18 protein-coding genes and 1 pseudogene are annotated in these 21,101 nt (G+C 77.0%); 8 read left to right on the top strand and 11 right to left on the bottom strand.

Going from position 1 to position 21,101, the window contains the following annotated elements; all coding sequences use genetic code 11:
- Positions 1-22 precede the first annotated feature (22 nt).
- Both ACWIZO_RS09495 and ACWIZO_RS09490 read right to left on the bottom strand, forming a co-directional pair.
- Complete coding sequence (locus tag ACWIZO_RS09495) at positions 23-991, bottom strand: aldo/keto reductase (RefSeq protein WP_448642225.1); 969 nt, start codon at positions 989-991, stop codon at positions 23-25.
- A 51-nt stretch (positions 992-1,042) separates the two neighbouring features.
- A complete protein-coding gene (locus ACWIZO_RS09490) occupies positions 1,043-1,828 on the bottom strand; it encodes an oxidoreductase (protein ID WP_448642224.1) in 786 nt (261 codons plus the stop codon).
- A 91-nt stretch (positions 1,829-1,919) separates the two neighbouring features.
- Between ACWIZO_RS09490 and ACWIZO_RS09485 the strand changes: the two genes are divergently transcribed.
- From ACWIZO_RS09485 to ACWIZO_RS09475, 3 genes are read left to right on the top strand one after another with little or no spacing between them, the layout of a single operon-like run.
- The gene (locus ACWIZO_RS09485; RefSeq protein WP_448642223.1) at positions 1,920-2,483 is read left to right on the top strand and encodes a histidine phosphatase family protein; all 564 of its coding nucleotides are present in this window, start codon (positions 1,920-1,922) and stop codon (positions 2,481-2,483) included.
- Positions 2,480-3,001, top strand: coding sequence for a bifunctional adenosylcobinamide kinase/adenosylcobinamide-phosphate guanylyltransferase (cobU, locus tag ACWIZO_RS09480; RefSeq protein ID WP_448642222.1), 522 nt, complete (start codon positions 2,480-2,482; stop codon positions 2,999-3,001). The genes ACWIZO_RS09485 and cobU overlap by 4 nt, the downstream gene beginning before the upstream one ends.
- Entirely contained in the window at positions 2,998-3,786 is a 789-nt protein-coding gene (locus ACWIZO_RS09475) for an adenosylcobinamide-GDP ribazoletransferase (RefSeq protein WP_448642221.1), read from the top strand. The genes cobU and ACWIZO_RS09475 overlap by 4 nt, the downstream gene beginning before the upstream one ends.
- A gap of 403 nt (positions 3,787-4,189) precedes the next feature.
- Here ACWIZO_RS09475 and cobN read toward each other — a convergent pair whose 3' ends face one another.
- The 3 genes and pseudogenes from cobN to ACWIZO_RS09460 all read right to left on the bottom strand — a co-directional run bounded on the left by cobN (position 4,190) and on the right by ACWIZO_RS09460 (position 8,394).
- Positions 4,190-7,222, bottom strand: a complete 3,033-nt coding sequence (gene cobN, locus ACWIZO_RS09470; protein ID WP_448642220.1) for a cobaltochelatase subunit CobN — start codon at positions 7,220-7,222, stop codon at positions 4,190-4,192.
- 91 nt (positions 7,223-7,313) lie between these two features.
- Positions 7,314-7,547 (bottom strand): annotated as a pseudogene (locus tag ACWIZO_RS09465) (cobaltochelatase subunit CobN); the annotation flags it as partial.
- A 517-nt stretch (positions 7,548-8,064) separates the two neighbouring features.
- A complete protein-coding gene (locus ACWIZO_RS09460) occupies positions 8,065-8,394 on the bottom strand; it encodes a tetratricopeptide repeat protein (RefSeq protein ID WP_446758495.1) in 330 nt (109 codons plus the stop codon).
- Between the two features lie 151 nt (positions 8,395-8,545).
- Between ACWIZO_RS09460 and ACWIZO_RS09455 the strand changes: the two genes are divergently transcribed.
- Both ACWIZO_RS09455 and cobG read left to right on the top strand, forming a co-directional pair.
- Entirely contained in the window at positions 8,546-9,334 is a 789-nt protein-coding gene (locus ACWIZO_RS09455; RefSeq protein WP_448642219.1) for a DUF4383 domain-containing protein, read from the top strand.
- A 44-nt stretch (positions 9,335-9,378) separates the two neighbouring features.
- Positions 9,379-10,557 (top strand): precorrin-3B synthase, encoded by a 1,179-nt coding sequence (gene cobG / locus ACWIZO_RS09450; protein WP_448642218.1) that lies wholly within the window; start codon positions 9,379-9,381, stop codon positions 10,555-10,557.
- Here cobG and ACWIZO_RS09445 read toward each other — a convergent pair.
- Entirely contained in the window at positions 10,539-11,711 is a 1,173-nt protein-coding gene (locus tag ACWIZO_RS09445; protein WP_448642217.1) for a glucose-1-phosphate adenylyltransferase family protein, read from the bottom strand. The two genes, cobG and ACWIZO_RS09445, sit on opposite strands and share 19 nt — an antisense overlap.
- A 44-nt stretch (positions 11,712-11,755) precedes the next feature.
- Between ACWIZO_RS09445 and ACWIZO_RS09440 the strand changes: the two genes are divergently transcribed.
- The 3 genes from ACWIZO_RS09440 to ACWIZO_RS09430 are packed head-to-tail and all read left to right on the top strand — an operon-like array spanning position 11,756 to position 15,130.
- Positions 11,756-12,376, top strand: coding sequence for a precorrin-8X methylmutase (locus tag ACWIZO_RS09440; protein WP_448642216.1), 621 nt, complete (start codon positions 11,756-11,758; stop codon positions 12,374-12,376).
- Positions 12,373-13,866, top strand: a complete 1,494-nt coding sequence (locus tag ACWIZO_RS09435) for a precorrin-2 C(20)-methyltransferase (protein WP_448642215.1) — start codon at positions 12,373-12,375, stop codon at positions 13,864-13,866. The genes ACWIZO_RS09440 and ACWIZO_RS09435 overlap by 4 nt, the downstream gene beginning before the upstream one ends.
- Positions 13,867-13,903: 37 nt before the next feature.
- Positions 13,904-15,130: an MFS transporter gene (locus ACWIZO_RS09430; RefSeq protein WP_448642214.1), complete on the top strand. Its 1,227-nt coding sequence runs from the start codon at positions 13,904-13,906 to the stop codon at positions 15,128-15,130.
- A gap of 108 nt (positions 15,131-15,238) precedes the next feature.
- Here ACWIZO_RS09430 and ACWIZO_RS09425 read toward each other — a convergent pair whose 3' ends face one another.
- The 5 genes from ACWIZO_RS09425 to ACWIZO_RS09405 all read right to left on the bottom strand — a co-directional run bounded on the left by ACWIZO_RS09425 (position 15,239) and on the right by ACWIZO_RS09405 (position 21,096).
- A complete protein-coding gene (locus ACWIZO_RS09425; RefSeq protein ID WP_448642213.1) occupies positions 15,239-16,345 on the bottom strand; it encodes a serine hydrolase domain-containing protein in 1,107 nt (368 codons plus the stop codon).
- Between the two features lie 147 nt (positions 16,346-16,492).
- On the bottom strand, positions 16,493-18,076 hold the full coding sequence (locus ACWIZO_RS09420; protein ID WP_448642212.1) for a GTPase: 1,584 nt from the start codon (positions 18,074-18,076) through the stop codon (positions 16,493-16,495).
- Positions 18,073-19,782, bottom strand: coding sequence for an ABC transporter (locus ACWIZO_RS09415; RefSeq protein WP_448642211.1), 1,710 nt, complete (start codon positions 19,780-19,782; stop codon positions 18,073-18,075). Before ACWIZO_RS09415 ends, ACWIZO_RS09420 begins: the two co-directional genes overlap by 4 nt.
- 58 nt (positions 19,783-19,840) lie before the next feature.
- Positions 19,841-20,323, bottom strand: coding sequence for an FBP domain-containing protein (locus tag ACWIZO_RS09410; protein ID WP_448642210.1), 483 nt, complete (start codon positions 20,321-20,323; stop codon positions 19,841-19,843).
- Positions 20,320-21,096 (bottom strand): cobalt-precorrin-6A reductase, encoded by a 777-nt coding sequence (locus ACWIZO_RS09405; RefSeq protein WP_448642209.1) that lies wholly within the window; start codon positions 21,094-21,096, stop codon positions 20,320-20,322. The genes ACWIZO_RS09410 and ACWIZO_RS09405 overlap by 4 nt, the downstream gene beginning before the upstream one ends.
- Positions 21,097-21,101 lie beyond the last annotated feature (5 nt).

Raw genomic sequence — 21,101 nt, 5'->3', positions numbered from 1 at the left:
CCTCCAGCCGGAGGGCCACCGGTCAGATCGGGAGCCGCTCCCGGACGCCGTCGACCAGCGTGCGGGCCGCCGAGACCGGCGTGAACGCCCGCGCCGCCCGGGTGAGCGCCTCCTGCTCGTCGGGGCGCAGGTCGACGTCGCCGGCCGCGGCGTTGGCCTCCACCTGCTCCACGCTCGAGGCGCCGGGGATGACCACGACCTGCGGCAGGGAGACCAGCCAGGCCAGGGCGATGGTGCCGGGGCGGACACCGTGCGCGTCGGCGACCTCGCGGAGAACGTCGAGCAGCGGCTGCACGCGGCGCAGGTTCTGCGTGCCGAACAGGGGGTTGGCCGCGCGCACGCCGCCGGGCCGGTTGCCGACGTCGTACCGGCCGCCGAGCAGACCCTGCGCCAGCGGGCTGTAGGCGACGACCACGCGCCCCTCCCGCTGGGCGAAGGGCACCAGGTCCGCCAGCGCCCCGGGACGGGCGAGGGAGAACTGCACCTGGTTGCTCACCACCGGCCGGCCCAGCGCGGCGTCGGCCGCCTGCCAGCGCGCCAGCGAGTAGTTGGAGACGCCGACGGCCCCGATGCGGCCCTCGTCGAGCAGCATGCGCAGCCCGGGCATCGTCACGGTGTCGGGGACGACGGGGTTGGGCTGGTGCACCTGGTACAGCGGCACGCGGTCCAGGCCCAGCCGCCGCGCGCTGCCCTCCAGCCGGCGCCGGACGATCGGTGGGAACGGCGCCACGGGGAACAGCTTCGAGGCGACGACGACCTGCGTGCGCTCGTCGCCCAGGGCCTCGCCGAGGATCCGTTCGCTGCGGCCGAAGCCGTAGACCTCGGCGGTGTCGAACAGGGTGACCCCGAGGTCGCGGGCCCGGCGCACGATGTCCCGCGCCGCGCCGGCGGCGTAGCCCTCGCCGTAGCCCCACTCGGGGGACCCGAACTGCCAGGTGCCCAGGCCGATCCGGCTGACCGGGCCGAGCCCGTCGACGTCGAGGTAGCGCATCCGTCCACCCTCCCCCGGGCCGGGTGGTGCCGCAGGACGGGAGCCGGGGAGTCAGCCGCGCAGGATCGCCTCGGCGACGGCCAGGCCCTCGCGGGCGCCGAGCTCTGTGGCGCGGCAGCAGTGCACCAGCCAGGCGGCCACGCCCTCGGGCCCCCCGGCGGCGTAGCCGGCCAGGCGCGCGCGGTACTCCTCGGCGCCCAGCTCGATGAAGCCCACCTCGGGCACCGACACCGCTTTGGGGTCCAGGCCGCGGCCGATCGTGGTGAGCCGGCCGGCGGCGCGGGCCACCACGCCGTCGGCGGTGCCGAAGGGCGCCAGGGCGGCGAGCTCGCCGTGGACGAGACCGGCCACGAGCACCGCGGGCACCGTCGAGGTGCCGGTGACCACCTGGAACAGCCCGCCCAGCCGCGGGCCGGCGTGCGGTGCCGGCCGGCCGAGGTCGGCGCGGTCGACCAGGTCGGCGGCGGCCAGCACGTGCAGCCGGGCGAGCACCTGCCCGGGCGCCCGCGACCAGGTCTCGACCAGCGAGCCGAGCCCGACCGAGACGCGCAGCGAGCCCTGCACCACGGGGTCGTCGACGGAGCCGGCGCGCAGGTCGGCCAGCGGGACGTCGACCCCGTCGAGGGCCGCCGAGGCGCGTGCGCCCCGCAGCGCCGACTCGGTGCTCACCTCGGCCGACCGGTTGCGCATGAGCCGGTGCGCCAGCAGCCGGTCGATGCCCGCGCGCGCGGCGTCGGCGGCCTCGCGGACGCCGGGGAGGTCCAGCAGCGGGGCCAGCGGGTCGGGGCCGGTGGGCCGGGCGGCTGCGGCGGCGCCGGGACGGACGGGGATGCTCACGCACCGACGGTACGAGCCCGGCCGCGCGGCTCCGGCGGGACCGTCCCGCGACCGAGGGGCCCGCCCTGCTGCCCTACGCTCGGCGACCACCATGGCCCGCCCGCTCACCCTCCTGCTCGTCCGGCACGGCCAGAGCGAGTGGAACGCCGCCGGGCTGATGCAGGGTCAGACCGCGCACGTCCCGCTGACCGGGCTGGGCCACGAGCAGGCCGCCGCCGCCGCGCGCGAGCTGGCCGTCCTGCGGCCGGGGGCGCTGCTCTCCAGTGACCTGCGCCGCGCCGTGCAGACCGCCGAGCACTGCGCGCGCGCCACCGGACTGCCGTTCACCACGACCGCGGCGCTGCGCGAACAGGGCTACGGCGTGCTCGAGGGCCGGCCCTCGCGCGAGCTGTGGGACGTCGTCGACTGGACCGATCCGCACTGGGCGGCCGAGGGCGGCGAGAGCCTGGCCCAGCTGCACGCCCGGGTCGCGGACCTCCTGGCCGAGCTGCAGGTGACGCCGCCGGCCGACGTCGTCGGGCTGGTCACCCACGGCGACACCATCCGGGCCGTCCAGGCGGTGGCCGCCGGGCTGGGCCCGGACCGGCTCCCGGCGGTGACCCCGCACAACGGCTCGGTCACCCGCCTGGACCTCCCCCGGCCGGCGGCACCGTGAGCCGGGTGCTGGTGCTCGGCGGCTCGCGGTCGGGCAAGTCGGCGCACGCGGAGTCGCTGGTCGCCGACCGCGACGATGTCGTCTACCTGGCCACGTCCACGGCGGCGCCCGACGACGCGGAGTGGGCGCAGCGGGTGGCCGCCCACCGCGCCCGGCGCCCGGCCGGGTGGACGACGCTGGAGACGACGGCGCCGAGCGACCTGCTGCGCCGCGGCACCGTGCTCGTCGACAGCGTGACCACGTGGGTGGCGGCGCTGATGGAGGAGACCGGCGTGTGGGCCGACGAGACCGGCGCGCTCGACCGGCTGGCCGGCCGCTGCGACGCCCTGGTCGGCGCCTGGACGATGACACCGGCCCACGTGGTGGCGGTGAGCGACGAGGTGGGGCTGGGCGTCGTGCCGGAGACCCGGGCGGGACGGCTGTTCCGGGACGCCCTCGGCGAGGTCAACCAGCGGCTGGCCGGCACCGCCGACGAGGTGTGGTTCGTGGTCGCCGGCCTGCCGCAGCGGCTGCGGTGAGCGGGCGCCGGGTGGCGTGGTGGGTCGGCCCGCTGGAGTCGGTCGCGCTGCTCACCGTGGTGCGGGTGCCGTCCGCGGCGGCGGCCTCGACCCGCGGGGTGCTGCCGTGGGCGCCGCTGGTCGGGCTGGCGCTCGGCGGCGTGGCGGCCGGGACGGCGGTGCTCGGCACGCACCTGGTGTCCCCGCTGGCCGGTGCGGTGGCGGCGCTGGCCGTGCTGGCTGCGCTCACCCGGGCGCTGCACCTCGACGGGCTGGCCGACACCGCCGACGGGCTGGGCCCGCTGCGGAGCCGGGAGCGGGCGCTGCAGGTGATGCACCAGGGCGACGTCGGTCCGTTCGGGGTCGTGACGCTGGTGCTCACCCTGCTGCTGCAGGCGGCGACCGCGGCGGCCCTGCTCGAGCGCGACGGCGGCTGGCTCGCGCTGGGGACCGCGGTGGTCGTGGCCCGGCTGGCGATGGCGCGCACGGGGCTGCCCGGCGTCGCGACGGCGGAGGGGTCCTCCCTCGGCGCCGCGGTGGCGGGCACGGTGTCCCGGCCGTGGCTGGCGGGCTGGTCGGCGGCCGTCACCGTGCTGGCGGGGGCGGGGGCGTGGCTGCTCGCCGGCCCGGTCGCCGCGGCGGTCCTGGTCGCGGGCACGGCCACGGGGCTGTTCGCGGCCGAGGCCGTGCTGACCCGCGCGACGGACCGCCTCGGCGGCGTCACCGGGGACGTGATGGGTGCCATGGGGGAGACGGCGGCGACCGTCGTGCTCGTGGTCGCCGCCGCCCTCACCGGTACGGCCTAGCGGCCCCTGCAGCGGGGCCCTCGATCAGCGGCGGCCGGTCAGCGACCCGAGCAGCCGGCCCAGCCCGCCGGAGGCAGCGGTGGTCGGTGCGCCGCGGCCCATGCGCCGGGTCGGCGTGCCGGCCGACATCCGGGTGCGGCCCATGCCGCGTCCGGTGCCCGTGCCACGCCCGGTGCCCGTGGTGCGGCCCATACCGCGGCCGGTCGATGCACGCCCCGCAGCGGCGCGGCCTCCGGCGGCGCCCCGACGAGCCGTGTTCTCAGCAGTTCCGAGGAGTCGGTTCAGGATGCCCATGTCCCGGGGTTACCCCGTGGTCGGTCGCGCGAATCGGTCGATCGGTCCTGCTGCAGGGGCCGCCGCGGGCCCGCGGGCGGTGGGGCAGGCGGTCAGGGCAGGAGGGTCCTCAGGTCGTCGCGCTCCGCTGTGCCGGCGTCTCCCCGCCCTCGAGGTCGCCCTCGGTGTCGAGGTAGGCCTGCCGCAGCCCGGCCAGCAGCGAGGGGTCCGGCTCGGCCCACATGCCCCGGTCGACCGCCTCCAGCAGCCGCTCGGCGATGCCGTGCAGCGCCCACGGGTTGGACCGCTCCATGAACTCCCGGTTCTCCGGGTCGAGCACGTAGGTCTCGGTCAGCTTCTCGTACATCCAGTCGGCCACCACACCGGTCGTGGCGTCGTAGCCGAACAGGTAGTCGACGGTGGCGGCCAGCTCGAAGGCGCCCTTGTAGCCGTGCCGGCGCATCGCCGAGAGCCACTTGGGGTTGACCACCCGCGCCCGGAACACCCGCGAGGTCTCCTCGGTGAGCGACCGGGTGCGCACCTGCTCGGGCCGGGTCGAGTCGCCGACGTAGGCCCGCGGCGCCGAGCCGGTCAGCGCGCGGACGGTCGCCACCATCCCGCCGTGGTACTGGAAGTAGTCGTCGGAGTCGGCGATGTCGTGCTCGCGGGTGTCGACGTTCTTCGCCGCCACCGCGATCCGCCGGTAGGCCGCCTCCATGTCCGGCCGCGCCTGCACGCCGTCGAGGTCGCGGCCGTAGGCGTAGCCGCCCCACACCGCGTACACCTCGGCGAGGTCGGCGTCGCCGCGCCAGTCGCGGGAGTCGATCAGCGACAGCAGGCCGGCCCCGTACGCGCCGGGCTTGGAGCCGAACACCCGGGTGGTCGCCCGCCGCCGGTCGCCGTGCCCGGCCACGTCGGCCTCGACGTGCGCCCGCACGAAGTTCTGCTCCGGGGACTCCGAGTCGAGTCCGGCCACCAGCGTCACCGCGTCGTCGAGCATGGTCACCACGTGCGGGAACGCGTCCCGGAAGAACCCGGAGATCCGCACGGTGACGTCGATCCGCGGCCGGCCCAGCTCGTCGAGCGGCACCGGCTCCAGCGAGGTCACCCGCCGCGAGGCGTCGTCCCACACCGGTCGGACGCCGAGCAGCGCGAGCACCTCGGCGACGTCGTCGCCCGACGTCCGCATCGCCGAGGTCCCCCACACCGACAGGCCCACCGACGGCGGGTACTCCCCGGTGTCGGCGAGGTGGCGCTCCAGCAGCGAGTCGGCCATCGCCTGCCCGGTCTCCCACGCCAGCCGCGAGGGGACGGCGCGCGGGTCGACCGAGTAGAAGTTCCGCCCGGTCGGCAGCACGTTGACCAGCCCGCGCAGCGGCGAGCCCGACGGCCCGGCCGGCACGTAGCCGCCGTCGAGGGCGTGCAGCGTGGCGTCGAGCTCGTCGGTGGTGCGCTCCAGCCGCGGCACCACCTCGTCGACGGCGAACCGCAGCACGGCCGCGACGCCGTCGTCCTCGCACCCGAGCACCTCCCGGACGACGGGCCCGACGGCGCCGATCGTCCACCCGGCGTCCTCCATGCCCGAGACCAGGGCGAGGGCCTGCGCCTCGACGGCGTCGGTCGCCGTGAGGCCCGCGGTGCCGTCCTCGGTCAGCCCGAGCGCCTCCCGCAGCCCGGGCAGCGCCACCGACCCGCCCCAGATCTGCCGCGCGCGCAGCATCGCCAGCACCAGGTCGACCCGGTCGGCGCCCGACGGCGGCGTCCCCAGCACGTGCAGGCCGTCGCGGATCTGCGAGTCCTTGATCTCGCAGAGCCACCCGTCGACGTGCAGGATCATCTCGTCGAAGTGGTCGTCCTCCGGCCGCTCGGCCAGCCCCAGGTCGTGGTCGAGCTTCGCCGCCTGCAGCAGCGTCCAGATCTGCGCGCGCACCGCCGGCAGCTTCGCCGGGTCCATCGCCGCGACGTTCGCGTGCTCGTCGAGCAGTTGCTCGAGCCGCGCGATGTCGCCGTAGGAGTCGGCGCGGGCCATCGGCGGCACCATGTGGTCGACCAGCGTCGCGTGCGCCCGCCGCTTGGCCTGCGAGCCCTCGCCCGGGTCGTTGACCAGGAACGGGTAGACCAGCGGCAGGTCGCCGATCGCGGCGTCGGGCCCGCAGGACGCCGACAGACCCACCGTCTTGCCCGGCAGCCACTCCAGGTTGCCGTGCTTGCCCACGTGCACCAGCGCGTGCGCGCCGAAGACCGACCGCAGCCACCAGTAGGCGGCCAGGTAGTGGTGCGAGGGCGGCAGGTCGGGGTCGTGGTAGATCGCGATCGGGTTCTCCCCGAAGCCGCGCGGCGGCTGCACCATCACGACGACGTTGCCGGCCCGCAGCGCGGCGAACACGATGGCCCGCTCGTCCCCGGAGCCGTCCACGAACAGCGACCCCGGCGCCTCGCCCCAGTGCGACACCATCGCCGCCCGCAGGTCGGCCGGCAGCGTGTCGAAGAACCGCCGGTAGTCGGCGGCCGGGATGCGCACCGGGTTGCCCGAGAGCTGCTCCTCGGTCAGCCAGTCGGCGTCCTGCCCGCCGGCGGCGATGAGCGCGTGGACGAGCGCGTCGCCGTCGAGGTCGGCCACGCCGGGCAGCGCGTCGGGCCCGTCGAACGGGCCGATGTCGTAGCCCTGGCCCTGCATGGCGGCCAGCAGCCGCACCACCGAGGCCGGGGTGTCCAGGCCGACGGCGTTGCCGATCCGCGCGTGCTTGGTCGGGTAGGCGCTGAGCATGAGCACGATCCGGCGGTCCCGCGGCGCCACCGACCGCAGCCGCGCGTGCGCCACCGCCGTCCCCGCCACCCGGGCCGCCCGCTCGGGGTCGGCGACGTAGTGGGTCAGGCCGTCGGCGTCGGTCTCCTTGAAGGAGAAGGGCACGCCGATCAGCCGGCCGTCGAACTCGGGGATCGCGACCTGGTTGCCCACGTCGAGCGGCGAGAGGCCGTCGTCGTCGGCCAGCCAGTCGGCCCGCGAGCGGGTCAGGCACAGCCCCTGGATCACCGGCACGTCGAGCGCGGCGAGCTGGCCGACGTCCCAGGCGCCGTCGTCCCCGCCGGCCTGCGCGGTGGCCGGGCGCGAGCCGCCGGCGGCGAGCACGGTGACGACGAGCGCGTCGGCGGTGCGCAGCACGTCGAGCAGGTCGTCCGGGACGCTGCGCAGCGAGCTGCACGAACACCGGCAGGGCCTGCCCGCCGGCGTCCTCGACCGCCGAGCAGAGCGACTCGACGAAGGCGGTGTTCCCGGCCAGGTGGTGTGCCCGGTAGTAGAGGACGGCGATGCGCGGGCCGCTGCCGGACGACGACCGCTGCAGCACCCCCCAGTCCGGCGCGACCGACGGCGGGTCGAAGCCCTCGCCGGTGAGCAGCACGGTGTCGGAGAGGAACCGGTGCAGCTGGACGAGGTTGTCCGGGCCGCCCTGCGCCAGGTAGCCGTGCGCCTCGGTGGCCACGCCCATCGGCACCGTGGACAGCTCCATCAGCTCGGCGTCGGGGACCTGCTCCCCGCCGAGGACGACGACCGGCGCGGGCCCGGCCAGCAGCGGCGCGAGCACCTCCTCGTACTGCCGCCGTACGCCGAGGATGCGGACGACGACCAGCTGCGCGCCCTCGGTCAGCGCGGCGGTGCCGTCGTCGCCGAGCCGGACGGGGTTGCCCAGCCGCCAGTCGGCGCCGCTGGCGCGGGCGGAGAGCAGGTCGGTGTCGCTGGTGGACAGCAGGACGAACACGCGGTCAGACGCTACCGCCCGTGCCGCGGCCGCCGTCCGGCTCACAGGGAACCGGCAGGTCAGCCGGTGCACGTCGGTGGCCCGGGCCGGGCAGGGGCGGCGTCTGCCGACCACCGTCCACGGGGGACACCACGACTCCCGACCGCACTACTCCGCGCCGAGGGCGGTCACTCCGCGCCGAGGGCGGTCACTCCGCGCCGAGGGCGGTCACTCCGCGCCGAGGGCGGTCACTCCGCGCCGAGGGCGGTCACTCCGCGCCGAGGGCGTCGGCCACGCGGTGGTGCACCGTCGCCTCCGCGGCGCGGCTCTGCCGCTCCAGCGTGCGGGCCAGCGCGCGGCGGGCCCACCCGTTGGCCGGCGCGAGCTCGACCAGCCGCAGCAGCGACTCCTCCGCCCGGCGCAGCTGCGCCGAGCCGAAGTAGCTGCGGGCCAGCAGCTCGAGCGCCGCCTGGTTGCCGGGCTCGGCCTCGACCAGCGGCTCGAGGAGACGCGCGGCCTCGACGGGCTGACCCATCGAGAAGAACAGGTCGGCGCGCAGGTACTCCGAGTGCAGGTCGGTCTCGAACGGCTGGGTCATGCCCGCACAACGGCGTCGCCGGGAGACGTCTTCCCGAGATCACGACACGCCCGGCCGCATGTGGGACGAGGAAGTCCGGATCGACCTGCATCCGGACGCCACTCAATTGGGAACAACCGGTGCCAGCGCCACCCGACCCGAGGAGCCCGCCATGGCCCTGTCCCTGCACCGCCACCGGACGGCCGGCCGCACAGTGCCGGCCGCCCCGCCCGCGGACGCGCACCCCGCCCCGGAGCCACCGGCCCCGGCACCGGAGACACCCGCGCCGCAGATCCCCACCCCCCGGACGGCCGGGCGCGGCAGCCGCGTCTACGCCGTCCAGCGCACCGGCGCGTTCGTCGTCGCCGGGGTGATCGCCGTCTTCGGCGTCCTCGGGTTCGCCAACGGCCTGGCGTTCTTCTCCACCGACGGCGAGCGGATCCTCGGCCTGTCCTCCAACGGCCTGCTGTCGACCATCTCGATCGTCACCGCGGTCGTGCTGGTCGTCTCCGCCTTCCGCAGCCCCCGCACCGCCTCGACGATGATGATCGTCATCGGCGTGCTGTTCCTGGTGTCGGCACTGGCCAACCTGGCGGTGCTCAACAGCGACCTCAACGTCCTGGCCTTCGGGCTGAGCAACGTCGGCTTCTCCGTCGTAGCCGGGCTGGTGCTGCTGTTCCTCGGCGCCTACGGCCGGGTGAGCGGCAACCTGCCGGCCGACAGCCCGTACGCGCGCGAGCCGGCCGACGGCGAGGTCTCGCCGGTCTCCCCCGACGAGTACCCGTCGACGCCGGCCGAGTTCGCCGCCGAGCGGGCGATGCGCGACGCCGAGGTCGCCGTCGTGCAGCACATCGCGTCCTTCGAGCAGCGGCGCCGGGTGGCCGCCATGGCCCAGGTGCAGACCCGCAAGGAGCGCCGCGAGGTGTGGATGTCGTTCGACCGCGCCCGCCGCGACGCCTGACGCCAGGAGGGTCGTGGCACCCGCGACATAACCTCGCGGGTGCCATGACCTCCTCCCCCGCACGCCTGCGCGCCGACGCCTGTCCCGGTGCCCTGCAGACCCACTCCGCCGCCGACGGGGAGCTGGCCCGGGTGCGCGTGCCCGGCGGCCTGCTCACCGCCGGCCAGCTGCGGGTGCTCGCCAGGGCCGCGCGCGACCTGGGCGACGGGGCACTGGAGCTCACCAGCCGGGGCAACCTGCAGCTGCGCGGGCTGGCCACCGGGGCGGCGGCGGCGCTCGGCGACCGCCTGGCCGCCGCCGGCCTGCTGCCGAGCGAGAGCCACGAGCGGGTGCGCAACGTGCTGGCCAGCGTGCTGACCGGTCGGGCCGGGGGGCACCTCGACGTCCGGCCGTGGGTGGCCGCGTTCGACGCCGGGCTGCGCGCGGACCCGTCGCTCGCCGCGCTGCCCGGCCGCTTCCTCGCCACCCTCGACGACGGCCGCGGCGACGTCACCGGCCTCGGCGGGGACGTCGGCCTGCTCGCCCTCGACCCGGGCACGGTGGCCCTGACGCTCGCCGGGTCCGACAGCGGGCTGCGCGCGGCACCCCGGGACGCCGTCGACCTGGCGCTGGGCGCCACGCGCGCCCTCCTCGCCGAGCGGGCCGCGCAGGGGGACACCGCCTGGCGGCTGGCCGAGCTGACCGACGGCCCGGCGCGGGTGGCCGCCCGTCTGCCTGGCCCGCGCGCGGCCGCCGTCCCCCCGCCCCCGGCTCCCGCGACGGGTCCCGTCGGCGCGGTGACCCAGCGGGACGGGCGGACGGCGCTCGTCGGCGTCCTCCCGCTGGGCCGGCTGACCGCCGAGCAGGCCGACCTCCTCGCCCGCCTGGGCGGGGAGGTCCAGCTGACGCCGTGGCGCAGCGTCGTCGTCCCCGACCTCGCCGAGGACCGCGTGGACGACGCCGCCGTCGACCTGCACCGGACCGGCGTCGTGTTCGACGCCGGGAGCCCGTGGACGCGGGTCACCGCGTGCACGGGGCGACCGGGGTGCGCGAAGTCGCTGGCCGACGTCCGTGCCGACGCGGCCGCGGCCGTCGCCGCCGGGACGGTGCCGGACGTCGCGCGGCTGCACTGGGCCGGCTGCGAGCGCCGGTGCGGCCGCCCCCGCGGCGAGGTCCTCGACGTCGTCGCGACCGGCGAGGGCTACCGCGTGGGTGGAGCCCTTCCTCAGTCGTCCGCGGGGTAGCGGGCCCCGGCCGCGACCTCCGTGCCCTCGGCGAGCTGCGCCCGGCGGCCGAGCAGCGCGACGTCGCCGTCCCCCCCGACCGTGCAGCCGCGGCCGACGTCCACGCCGTCGTCGACCACCGCGCGGGTCACCGTGGCACCGGACCGCACCCGAGCGCCGGGCAGCAGCACCGAGTCGACGACGGTGGCGCCGGCCTCGACGACCACGCCGGGTGAGAGCACCGAGCCGCGCACGTTGCCCGAGACCCGGGTGCCGCCGGAGAGCAGGCTGTTCTCGATCTGGCCGTCGTCGAGCACCCGGGCCGCGCTGTGCCGGCCGCCGCGGGTGTGCACCGGCCAGGCCGGCTCGTCGAGGTCGATCGGCGGTTCGGCGGACAGGAAGTCGCGGTGCGCCTCCCAGTACGACGAGACCGTGCCGACGTCGCGCCAGTAGCCCTGCAGCGGGTACGCCCGCGCCAGGCCGTCACGGGTCTGCGCCGGCAACAGGTGGGTGCCGAGGTCCTCCAGCCCGTCCTGGCCCACCTCCGACTGCAGCTGCTCCAGCCGGTCCAGCGTCGGCCCGGGGCTGAAGACGAACACCTCGTTGGTGGCCGTCGTCGTCGCCGGCTCGTCGGGCTTGTAGGCGTAGCCGCTCACCCGGTCGCCGTCGACCTCGACGATCCCGTAGCGGGCGGCGTCGTCGGCGGCGACCTCGGTGGTCACCATCGTCACCTCCGCACCCGACCCCAGGTGCGCCTCGGCGACCTCCCGGTAGTCCAGCTTGTAGACGGCGTCGGAGCTGACGACGACGAGCGCGTCGGCCCCGTACTGACGGATGAGGTCGGCCTGCCGCCACAGCGAGTTGGCGGTGCCGGTGTTCCACCCGCCGCGCTCGGTGCCCTGGAACGGCGGCAGCGTCATCAGCCCGCCGGTCGTGCGGTCGAGGTCCCACGGCCGGCCGTTGGCCAGGTGGTCGGCCAGCGAGGTCGGGTGCTGCTGGATCGACACCCACACGTCGGCGATCTGCGAGTGCTCGCAGTTGCTCAGCGGGAAGTCGACCAGCCGGTAGACGCCGGCGAACGGGACGGCGGGCTTGGCGCGCTGCTCGGTGAGCAGCTCCAGCCGGCCGCCGGCGCCGCCGGCCAGCACGAGGACCAGCACACGGGGAAGGGCCATGCCGAGCCGCTACCCGGTGCGGACGCGACGTAGCCTCCTGCCCGATGTACGAGTACGAGAAGGACGGCGCGGAGATCTACCGGCAGTCGTTCGCCACGATCCGCGCCGAGACGGATCTCAGCGGCCTCCCCGACGACGTCGCCCGGGTCGTGGTCCGCATGGTCCACGCCTGCGGGCAGGTCGACCTCGTCGACGACGTCGCCTTCAGCCCCGGCGTCGTCGCCCGTGCCCGCGAGGCCCTCGACGCCGGCGCCCCGGTCCTGTGCGACGCGACGATGGTGGCCTCCGGCGTGACGCGGCGGCGGCTGCCGAAGGACAACGACGTCGTCTGCACGCTGGGCGACCCGCGGGTGCCGGCGCTGGCCGCCGACCTGGGCACCACCCGCACCGCCGCGGCGCTGGAGCTGTGGCGCGACCGCCTCGAGGGCGCCGTCGTCGCCATCGGCAACGCCCCGACCGCGCTGTTCCACCTGCTGCAGATGGTCGCCGCGGGCGCGCCGCGGCCGGCCGCCGTCCTGGGCATCCCGGTCGGGTTCATCGGCGCCGCGGAGTCCAAGGAGGCGCTGGCCGCCTCCGACCTGGAGTTCCTGGTCGTGCGCGGACGGCGGGGCGGCAGCGCCATCACCGCCGGCGCCGTCAACGCGATCGCGAGCGACGTCGAGTGACCGGCCGCCTCTACGGGGTGGGCCTGGGCCCCGGCGACCCCGAGCTGGTCACGGTCAAGGCCGCCCGGCTGATCGCCGCCGCCGACGTCGTCGCCTTCCACGCCGCCCGGCACGGCCGCTCGGTCGCCCGCGCGGTGGCCGCCCCCTACCTGCGCCAGGGGCAGGTCGAGGAGCTGCTGGTCTACCCGGTCACCACCGAGACCACCGACCACCCCGGCGGCTACCAGGGCGCGATCGACGAGTTCTACGAGGCGGCCGCGGCCCGGCTGGCCGCGCACCTCGACGCCGGCCGCGACGTCGTCGTCCTCGCCGAGGGCGACCCGTTCTTCTACGGGTCCTACATGCACATGCACAAGCGGCTCGCGCACCGCTACCCGACCGAGGTCGTGCCCGGCGTGACCAGCGTCAGCGGCGCCGCCGCGGCGGTCGGCCGGCCGCTGGTGGAGCGCGACGAGGTGCTCACCGTGCTGCCGGGCACGCTGCCGGTGGAGGAGCTCGCCGAGTGGCTGGCCACCACCGACTCCGCCGCCGTGCTGAAGCTGGGCCGCACGTTCGGCGGCGTGCGCGAGGCGTTCGACGCCGCCGGGGTGCTCGACCGCGCCCTCTACGTCGAGCGCGCGAGCAGCGACCGGCAGCGCACGATGCCGCTGGCCGACGTCGACCCCGAGACGGTCCCCTACTTCTCCCTCGCGCTGCTGCCCAGCCCGCTGACCGGGCCGGGGAACGTGCCCGCGCCCCGGGACGACGAGGCGCGCACCGGGGAGGTCGTGCTGGTGGGCCTGGGCCCGGGCGACCGGTGCTGGACGACGCCGGAGGCCGCCGACGCGCTCGCCTGCGCCGACGACCTGGTCGGCTACGGCCCCTACCTCGACCGGGTGCCGGCCAACCCGCGGCAGACCCGCCACCCCAGCGACAACCGGGTGGAGGCCGAGCGGGCCGCGCACGCGCTGGAGCTGGCCCGGGCCGGACGGCGGGTCGCGGTGGTCTCCAGCGGCGACCCGGGCGTGTTCGCGATGGCCGCCGCGGTGCTGGAGGTCGCGGCCCGGCCGGAGCACGCCGGGGTCCCGGTGCGGGTGCTGCCGGGGCTGACCGCGGCGCAGGCGGTGGCCTCGCGGGTCGGGGCGCCGCTCGGGCACGACTTCGCCGTGATCAGCCTCTCCGACGTCCTCAAGCCGTTCGACGTCGTCCTCGACCGGCTGCGCCATGCCGCGGCCGCCGACCTGGTGGTCGCGCTGTACAACCCGCGGTCCAGGGCGCGCCCGCACCAGCTCGGCGAGGCGCTGACCGCGCTGCGCGAGGTGCGCAAGCCCGACACGGTGGTGGTCGTCGGCCGCGACGTCGGCGGGCCGCAGGAGTCCGTCGTCGTCACCACGCTCGGCGAGCTCGACCCGGAGACGGTCGACATGCGCTGCCTGGTGCTCGTCGGGTCGTCGCAGACGCGGGTGACGCCGTCCGGGCAGGTGTACACGCCCCGCCGGTACCCGGCCTGAGGGAATGCCGGGCCGGTCGATGGCCTTGGCAACGGTCGTGCCGACCGACCGACTCTCCCGCCCGGCCGCGTTCTGGTCGGTGGCCGTGCTGCTGGTGCTGGTGTTGGCCGCCTCCGGCGTCCCCTCGCCGCTCTACCGCGTCTACCAGGAGCAGTTCGGGTTCGGCCCCGGCGTCCTGACGCTGGTCTTCGGCATCTACGCCTTCGCCCTGCTCGCCTCGCTGCTCGTGGTGGGCGGGCTGTCCGACCACGTGGGACGGCGGCCGGTGCTGGCCGGCGGGCTGCTGCTGCAGGCGGTGGCGATGGTGGTCTTCCTCGCCGCCGACGGCGTCGGCTGGCTGCTCGCTGCGCGCGTGCTGCAGGGGCTGTCCACCGGTGCGCTCACCGGCACCATGGGCGCCGCGCTGCTCGACCTCCAGCGCGGTGACCGCCCGCTGGGGCCGCTGGTCAACAGCGTCTCCCCCGGCCTGGGCCTCTCCCTGGGCGCGGTCGGCGCCGGCCTGGCCATCGAGGCCGTCGCCGAGCCGCAGCCCTGGGTGTTCGGCGTGCTCACCGTCGTCTTCGTGCTCGGCGCGGGCCTGGCGTACGCGCTGCCGGAGTCCTCGCCGCGGCTGCCCGGCGCGCTGGCCTCCCTGCGCCCGCAGGTCGAGGTGCCCCGCGCGCAGCGGCGGCCGTTCCTCGTCGCCGTCCCGTGCCTGGTGGCGCTGTGGGCGATGGGCGGGCTGGTGCTCTCCCTCGGCCCGTCGCTGACCGCCGGCGTCTTCGGCCTCACCGACCACCTGGTCGGCAGCCTGCTGATCCTCTGCATGCAGGGCGCCGCGGCCGCCGGCGGCGTGCTGGCCCGCGACCTCGCGCCGCGCCGGGCCATGGCCGGGGGCTGCCTGCTCTTCGTCGTCGCCGTCGGTGCGCTGCTGGTCTCGCTGGTCACCGGCGCCGCCTGGCTGTTCTTCGTCTCCGCCGGTGCCGCCGGCCTCGGGTTCGGCGCGGCCTTCCTCGGCGCGGTCGCCACCGTCACCGCCGGGGTCGCCCCGGGCCGCCGGGCGGGGCTGCTGTCGAGCATCTTCGTGGTCGGCTACCTCGGCTTCAGCATCCCGGCCATCGCGGCCGGCATCGCCGCGGGCGCCGTCGGGCTGGAGGTGGCCGCCGAGGTCTACGGCGCCGTCGTCATCGTGCTCGCCGTCGCCGCGGCGGTCGGGCTGCGGCTGGCGGGCCGCGCCCCCGCCGCCGTCCCGGCCGAGGAGTCCGCGGAACCGCTGGCCGCCTGACGGTCGAAGCACCGAGATGCCGGCCTGCCGACCCCGGGCGATCCGTCGGGACGCCCCGACGGAGGACGCGGCAGAACGGCCTCTGCGGGCGAGGCCGTGCCGCTCGGATCACGCCCGGAGGCCGGCGAGCCCGTCGTAGGCGGCCATCACGAGCTCCAGTCCCCGGTCGTCGTCTGCGGGTTCGCGCATCTGGTTCGTCACGTAGGCCACCGTCATGCGGCTGTCGGGATCGAGCACGACCAGGGAGCCGCCCCAACCGCCCCACCCCAGGGTGGTGCCGAACAGCCCGTAGCCCAGCCCGTACCGGACCGGCATGCCGAGGATGCGGTCCTCGCCGCGCACCTGCTCCTCGCGGGCACGGTCACAGCCGGCCCGCGACAGCAGGCGCACCCCGCGCACCTCTCCCCCGCAGGCCACCACCGACTGCACGAGGGCGACCGAGCGGGCGTTGCCGAAGCCGCTCGCCGCGGGGATCTGGGCACGGCGCCAGGCCACGCTGTTCCCGTCTCGGACCCGCACCGGGGTACCGGCGGTAGCGGTGGGGGTGCTGCCGCCGGCGCTCGCGACGTGCTCCTCGTCCCGTCCCGCCGGCGGGACGCTCCGCGCCACCCGGTGGTCGTGCTCGGCGGGGAGTCCGATGTGGAAGTCCGCACCCAGCGGTCCGGCCACCTGCTCCTCGAAGAACTCACCGACGCTGCGGCCGGTGATCCGGCGGACGACCTCACCCACGAGGAACCCCTGGGTGAGCGAGTGGTACCCGACCGCGCTCCCCGGTTCCCACCGCAGGGCCTGCGCGGCCAGACGTGCCGTGGCGGCCGGCCAGTCGTACAGGTCCTCGATGGGCCCGGTCCAGTCGGGCAGGCCCGCGGAGTGCGAGAGCACGTGCCGCACCAACACCTCGTCCTTGCCGGCCGCCGCGAACTCGGGCCAGTACCGGCCGACCGGTGCGGCGAGATCGAGGTCGCCGCGGTCGGCGAGGACCAGCGCACACAGTGCCGTCATGGTCTTGGTGACCGACCAGACGTTGGTCAGGGTGTCCTCCTGCCACGGGACCGTGCGGACCCCGTCGGCAAAGCCACCCCAGACGTCCACCACCGGCTCACCGTCCACGACGACCGACACCGACCCGCCCACGTCCCCCTCGTCCAGGAAGCCGGCCAGCACAGTCGGCACCGCGGTGAACAGGTCGTCGTACGAGCCCTGCACGTCAGCCACGGACAGTACGAGCCCACACCCGGCCCGGCCGGGGCAAGCGGGTTTCCGGCCAGGCCGCCGGCGGGAGGGCTCGGGCGAGAGGTCGCCCGGTGCTCGACGGGTCGGCCCCTCCGGGCGCAGCCGGCGTCCACGCCCGCCGGCGCCACCTCAGGACCGGGCGCGGCCCACCGCCGCGCAGTAGCGGTCGTGGTCGGCCCGCGCCTCGGCCAGCGGCGCCAGCACCTCCTCGTCGGCCACCTCCCCGATCCGGGCGGTGAGCCGCTTCCGCGCCGTCCGCGCCCGGCGTCTGGCCCCGGCGGCGACCAGAGGCCGGCAGACCAGCGCCAGCAGCAACCCGGCCAGCAGCCCGCCGACCAGCAGCAGCGTGGGCAGCGGGATCCCCTGCACGCGCGGCAGCGGGACGACGTCGTCGAGCTGCAGCAGCCCGAGCCCGGCCAGCGCCAGCAGCCACAGCGCCCCGACCAGCGCGGTCAGCGCCAGCAGCCACTGCAGGCCGCCGACGGCGCGCTGCCACAGCGGCGTGCGGTCCGGGCCGAGGTCGGTGCCGGCGACGGCGCGGTCGAGCCGGTCGGCCAGCCGCTCCCCGGTGTCCTCCGACGTCCGGCGCAGCTCGTCGCGCCAGGCCTGCGGCAGCCCCCGCCCGGCGTCGTCCCGGGCCCGGCGAAGCGCCGCGTCCATGCCGGCCCGCTGCACCGCCCCGGCCTCCGGCAGCGAGGTGCGCACCCGCTCGTCGCCCAGGTGCAGCCGGCCCAGCGGGTCGGCGCGCAGCTTCGACGTCCAGCGCAGCACCGGCCAGCCGGTGTGCGCGACCCCGCTGCGGCGGGCCGAGCGCTCGACGGCGGCCACCACGGCCGGCACCCCGGCGGCGTCGGCGAGGGCCCCGGTGAGCTCCTCGCGCGCGGCCCGGTCGGGACCGCGGTCGCGGCCGGCGTCGGGAGCGCAGTGCGCGGCCAGGGCGCCGGCCGCGGCCCGGGCGTCGGCGGTGAGCCGGTCGGTGGCCGCCTTGCGGGCCCCCACCCGGCGGGCCAGCTCACGGCGCAGCTCGGGCAGGCCCAGGCCGGTGCGCGCCGCGGTGAGCAGCACCGGCGTCCCGGCCAGCCCCTCCTCGTCGAGCAGCCGGCGCAGGTCGGCCAGGCACGCGGCGGCGGCCGCCTCGTCGAGCCGGTCGACCTGGTTGAGCACCACGAGCAGCACCCCGGAGTGGCCGGCCAGCGGCGCGAGGTAGCGGGTGTGGACGGCGTCGTCGGCGTACTTCTGCGGGTCGAGCACCCACACCAGGACGTCGACCAGCTGCACCAGCCGGTCGACCTCGAGCCGGTTCTCCAGCCGCACGCTGTCGTGGTCGGGCAGGTCGAGCAGCACCAGGCCGTCGAGCGCCGGGTCGGGGTCGTCCACCCGGTGCCGGCGCGGCACCTCCAGCCAGTCGAGCAGCCGGTCGGCGCCGTGCTCCCCCCACACGCTGGCGTGCGCGACGCCGGTGGTCGGCCGCCGCACCCCCGGCGTGCTCACCTCGGCCCCCGACAGCGCGTTGAACAGCGTGGACTTCCCGCTGCCGGTGGCCCCGGCCAGCGCCACGACGGTCGCGTCACCGAGGGCCTCGCGGGCCCCGGCCTTGGCCAACAGGGAGCGCGCGGTGCCCACCTCGGGCACCTCCAGCCGTCCCTCGGCCACCCCGACGGCCTCGCGCAGCGCGGCCAGCCGGTCGGCGAGCGAGAGCTCGCGGGCCCTCACGCGGCGGCCCTGCGCGCGGCGGTCAGGGCGGCGACGGCGGCGCGCAGCCGGTCGGCGGCGTCGTCGGCGGGTGCCGCCTCGGCCAGCAGGTCCTCGAAGCGGTCCTCCTCCCAGCGCAGCAGCCGGTCGGCGCGCGCGTCGAGGTCCTCGCGGGCCCGGGTGGCCAGGGAGCGCACCGCGGCGTCGCCGAACACCGCCTCGAGCACCCGCTGCCCGACCGCCGTCGTCCCGCCGGCGATGGCCAGCTCCGCGCCCGACAGCCCCGCCGTCGAGGCGAAGACGGCGACCATCACCACCGCGCCGGCCCCGTTGACGCCCCACGACAGCAGCCGCGCCTGCGATCGCTTGCCGGCGCCCTCCTCGCGGACCAGCTCCAGCACGTACCCCTGCCAGTCGCGCACCTCCTCGGCCGCGACGGGCGCGAAGTCCGGCGAGACGCCGCCGAGGTCCTCCTCGCGGCCGGCCAGCAGGCCGGGTCCGCCGGGCAGCGCCCGCCAGGCGGTCACCGTGCGGTCGGCGGCCCGGTCGGCCTCGGCCCGCAGCAGCGTCTCCACGCCGGACTCCAGCGCGCCCTGCAGCGAGTCCGACGACGTCGGCCGGCCGGTCAGCGCGGCGGCGAGCCGGTCGCGCAGCCGGCCCACCTGCGTCTGCAGCGAGCGCATCCACTCACCGGTGCCGACGAAGTCCTGCCAGCGGGCCAGCACCTCCCCCCGCAGCAGGCTGCCGTTGCCCACGCCCTCGCTGACCGCGTCCCGCGCCCCGTCGTAGGCGGCGTCCGCGGCCGACCGAAGCGCGTTGGCCGCGGCGGCCTGCTCGTCGACGCCCGCGGCCACGCCGGCGACCCGCCCGTCGAGGCTCTCCAGTGCGCCGGCCAGCGTCTGGCGGACGACGGCGGCACGCTGCTCCTGGTCGGCGGCCAGCCCGCGCAGCCAGTCGCGCAGCGGGGCGACCTGGTCCTCGGGCAGGAACCCGTCGACCAGCGGCCGCTCCTCGACGACGAAGAGCCGGGCGCTGCCCAGGCCGCCGCGCTGCAGCATCGCGGCGAGGTCGGCGGCCACCTCGGTCACCGCCTCGGGGGGCGTCCGGTCGAGGACGACGGCCAGCGCGGTGCCGCGCTCCTGCGCCGTCCGCAGCAGGTCCCAGGGGACGGCGTCGGCGTAGCGGGCCGCCGTCGTCACGAAGACCCACAGGTCAGCGGCCGACAGCAGCTGCCCGGCGAGGTCGCGGTTGGCCTCCACCACCGAGTCGACGTCGGGGGCGTCGATCAGCGCCAGCCCCGCGGGCAGCGCCTCGCTGGCCACCAGCCGCAGCCCGCCGGCCACGTCGCCGGCGGCGGCGCCCTCGCCGGTCGTGCGGGCCAGGCCGGGCAGGACGCGGTCACCGGAGAAGGCCGCGCGGTCGACCGGTGAGCACACGAGCACGGGTGCCCGGGTGGTCGGCCGCAGCACGCCGGGCGTGGTGACCCGGGCGCCCAGCACGCTGTTGACCAGCGTGGACTTGCCCGCGCCGGTCGAGCCGCCGACCACCGCGAGCAGCGGCGCGTCGAGGTCGCGCAGCCGCGGCAGCAGGTAGTCGTCGACCTGGTCGACCACCGCCCGGGCGGTGCGCGCCGTGGCGTCGCGGGACGGGGTCGCCAGACCGAGCGGAGCGGCGGCGACGGCGTCGCGCAGCTCCTGCAGCGCGTCGGTCAGCGGGGGCGCGGTCACGTGCCGGTACTAGCCCGGACGGGGCCTCCCTAGTCCCGGCCCGGTCCCCCGGCGCAGGTCAGCGCAGGACGGCGTCCAGGAACCCGTGCACCCGCTCCCGCAGCTCGGCGGCCCGCTCCTCCCCGACCTCGGCCGGGTCGCGGTCGCGCAGCCACGGCGGGATCTCGGTCCGCGCCCGCGCGGCGCAGCCGAGGTCGGCGCAGACGTAGGTGCCCACCGTGTTGCCGTTGCGGCCGGCCTCCCCCGCCCGCCGGGCGGTGAACAGCGACACGGCGTCGCCGGACTGCGTCGACTGGCAGAGCAGGCACATCACGCTGCGGCGGGCCGACATCCGCGACTCCGCCGCGCGCAGCGCGATGCCGACCGGCCGGCCCTCCCGCTGCACCACGAGATAGCCCCGCAGCGGTGCCTTGGGGTCCCGCCAGCCGAGCACCTCCAGCTCGTCCCACGGCAGGTCGGCGAGGTCGCGCGGGAGGGTGGCGGAGTTCGCCTCGCCCTTCGAGCAGTTGACGAAGGAGCGCCGCACCTGCTGGTCGGTCATCGGTTCCACGAGGAGCCAGTCTCCGTTCCGGCACCGGTCCGTCTCAACCGGTTTGTCCACGCCCGCGCCTCCGCCACGGTGGCGGCCACCTCCGCGCCGGAGGGCAGCGGCGGGCGGCGGACGAGCACCACCGGCAGCCCGAGCTGCCGGGCGGCGACCAGCTTCGCCTCGGTCATGGCGCCGCCGGAGTCCTTCGTGACGACGACGTCCACCCCGTGCCCGCGCATGAGGGCCACCTCGTCGGCCACGGTGAACGGCCCCCGGGCCAGCAGCAGCACCGCCCCGGCCGGCAGCGGCTCCTCGGGCGGGTCGATGCAGCGCACCACCACCCGGCCGGTCAGCCCGGCGAAGGCGCCCACGCCCTGCCGGCCCGTCGTCAGCAGGACCGTCCCGGCGTCGCGGACGGCGTCGGCCGCCGCGGCCAGCGAGTCCACGTACGTCCACCGGTCGCCGGACCCGGGCGTCCAGCCCGGGCGCTGCAGGCGCAGCAGCGGGATGCCGGTGCGGGCGGCGGCCGCGGCGGCGTTCGCGGTGATCCGGGCGGCGAAGGGGTGGGTGGCGTCGACGACGGCGCGCGGCCGGTGCCCGGCGAGCCAGGCGGCCAGGCCGTCGGCGCCGCCGAAGCCGCCGACGCGCACCTCCCCCCGCGGGAGCCGCGGGTCGGCGACCCGGCCGGCCAGGCTGGAGAGGACGTCGACGCCGTCGGCGACCAGCGCCGCGGCCAGTGCGCGCGCCTCGCCGGTGCCGCCGAGGACGAGCACCCGATCGGTCACCACCC

Source organism: Geodermatophilus sp. URMC 63 (assembly GCF_053502565.1).
This window is presented reverse-complemented; position numbering and strand designations above follow the sequence as displayed.

What these genes read in the sequence shown, in the direction of transcription:
- ACWIZO_RS09495 (WP_448642225.1), bottom strand. Translation starts at nt 991, where the DNA reads ATGCGCTACCTCGACGTCGACGGGCTCGGCCCGGTCAGCCGGATCGGC.
- ACWIZO_RS09485 (WP_448642223.1), top strand. Translation starts at nt 1,920, where the DNA reads ATGGCCCGCCCGCTCACCCTCCTGCTCGTCCGGCACGGCCAGAGCGAG.
- ACWIZO_RS09460 (WP_446758495.1), bottom strand. Translation starts at nt 8,394, where the DNA reads ATGACCCAGCCGTTCGAGACCGACCTGCACTCGGAGTACCTGCGCGCC.
- ACWIZO_RS09455 (WP_448642219.1), top strand. Translation starts at nt 8,546, where the DNA reads ATGGCCCTGTCCCTGCACCGCCACCGGACGGCCGGCCGCACAGTGCCG.
- cobG (WP_448642218.1), top strand. Translation starts at nt 9,379, where the DNA reads ATGACCTCCTCCCCCGCACGCCTGCGCGCCGACGCCTGTCCCGGTGCC.
- ACWIZO_RS09445 (WP_448642217.1), bottom strand. Translation starts at nt 11,711, where the DNA reads ATGGCCCTTCCCCGTGTGCTGGTCCTCGTGCTGGCCGGCGGCGCCGGC.
- ACWIZO_RS09440 (WP_448642216.1), top strand. Translation starts at nt 11,756, where the DNA reads ATGTACGAGTACGAGAAGGACGGCGCGGAGATCTACCGGCAGTCGTTC.
- ACWIZO_RS09410 (WP_448642210.1), bottom strand. Translation starts at nt 20,323, where the DNA reads ATGACCGACCAGCAGGTGCGGCGCTCCTTCGTCAACTGCTCGAAGGGC.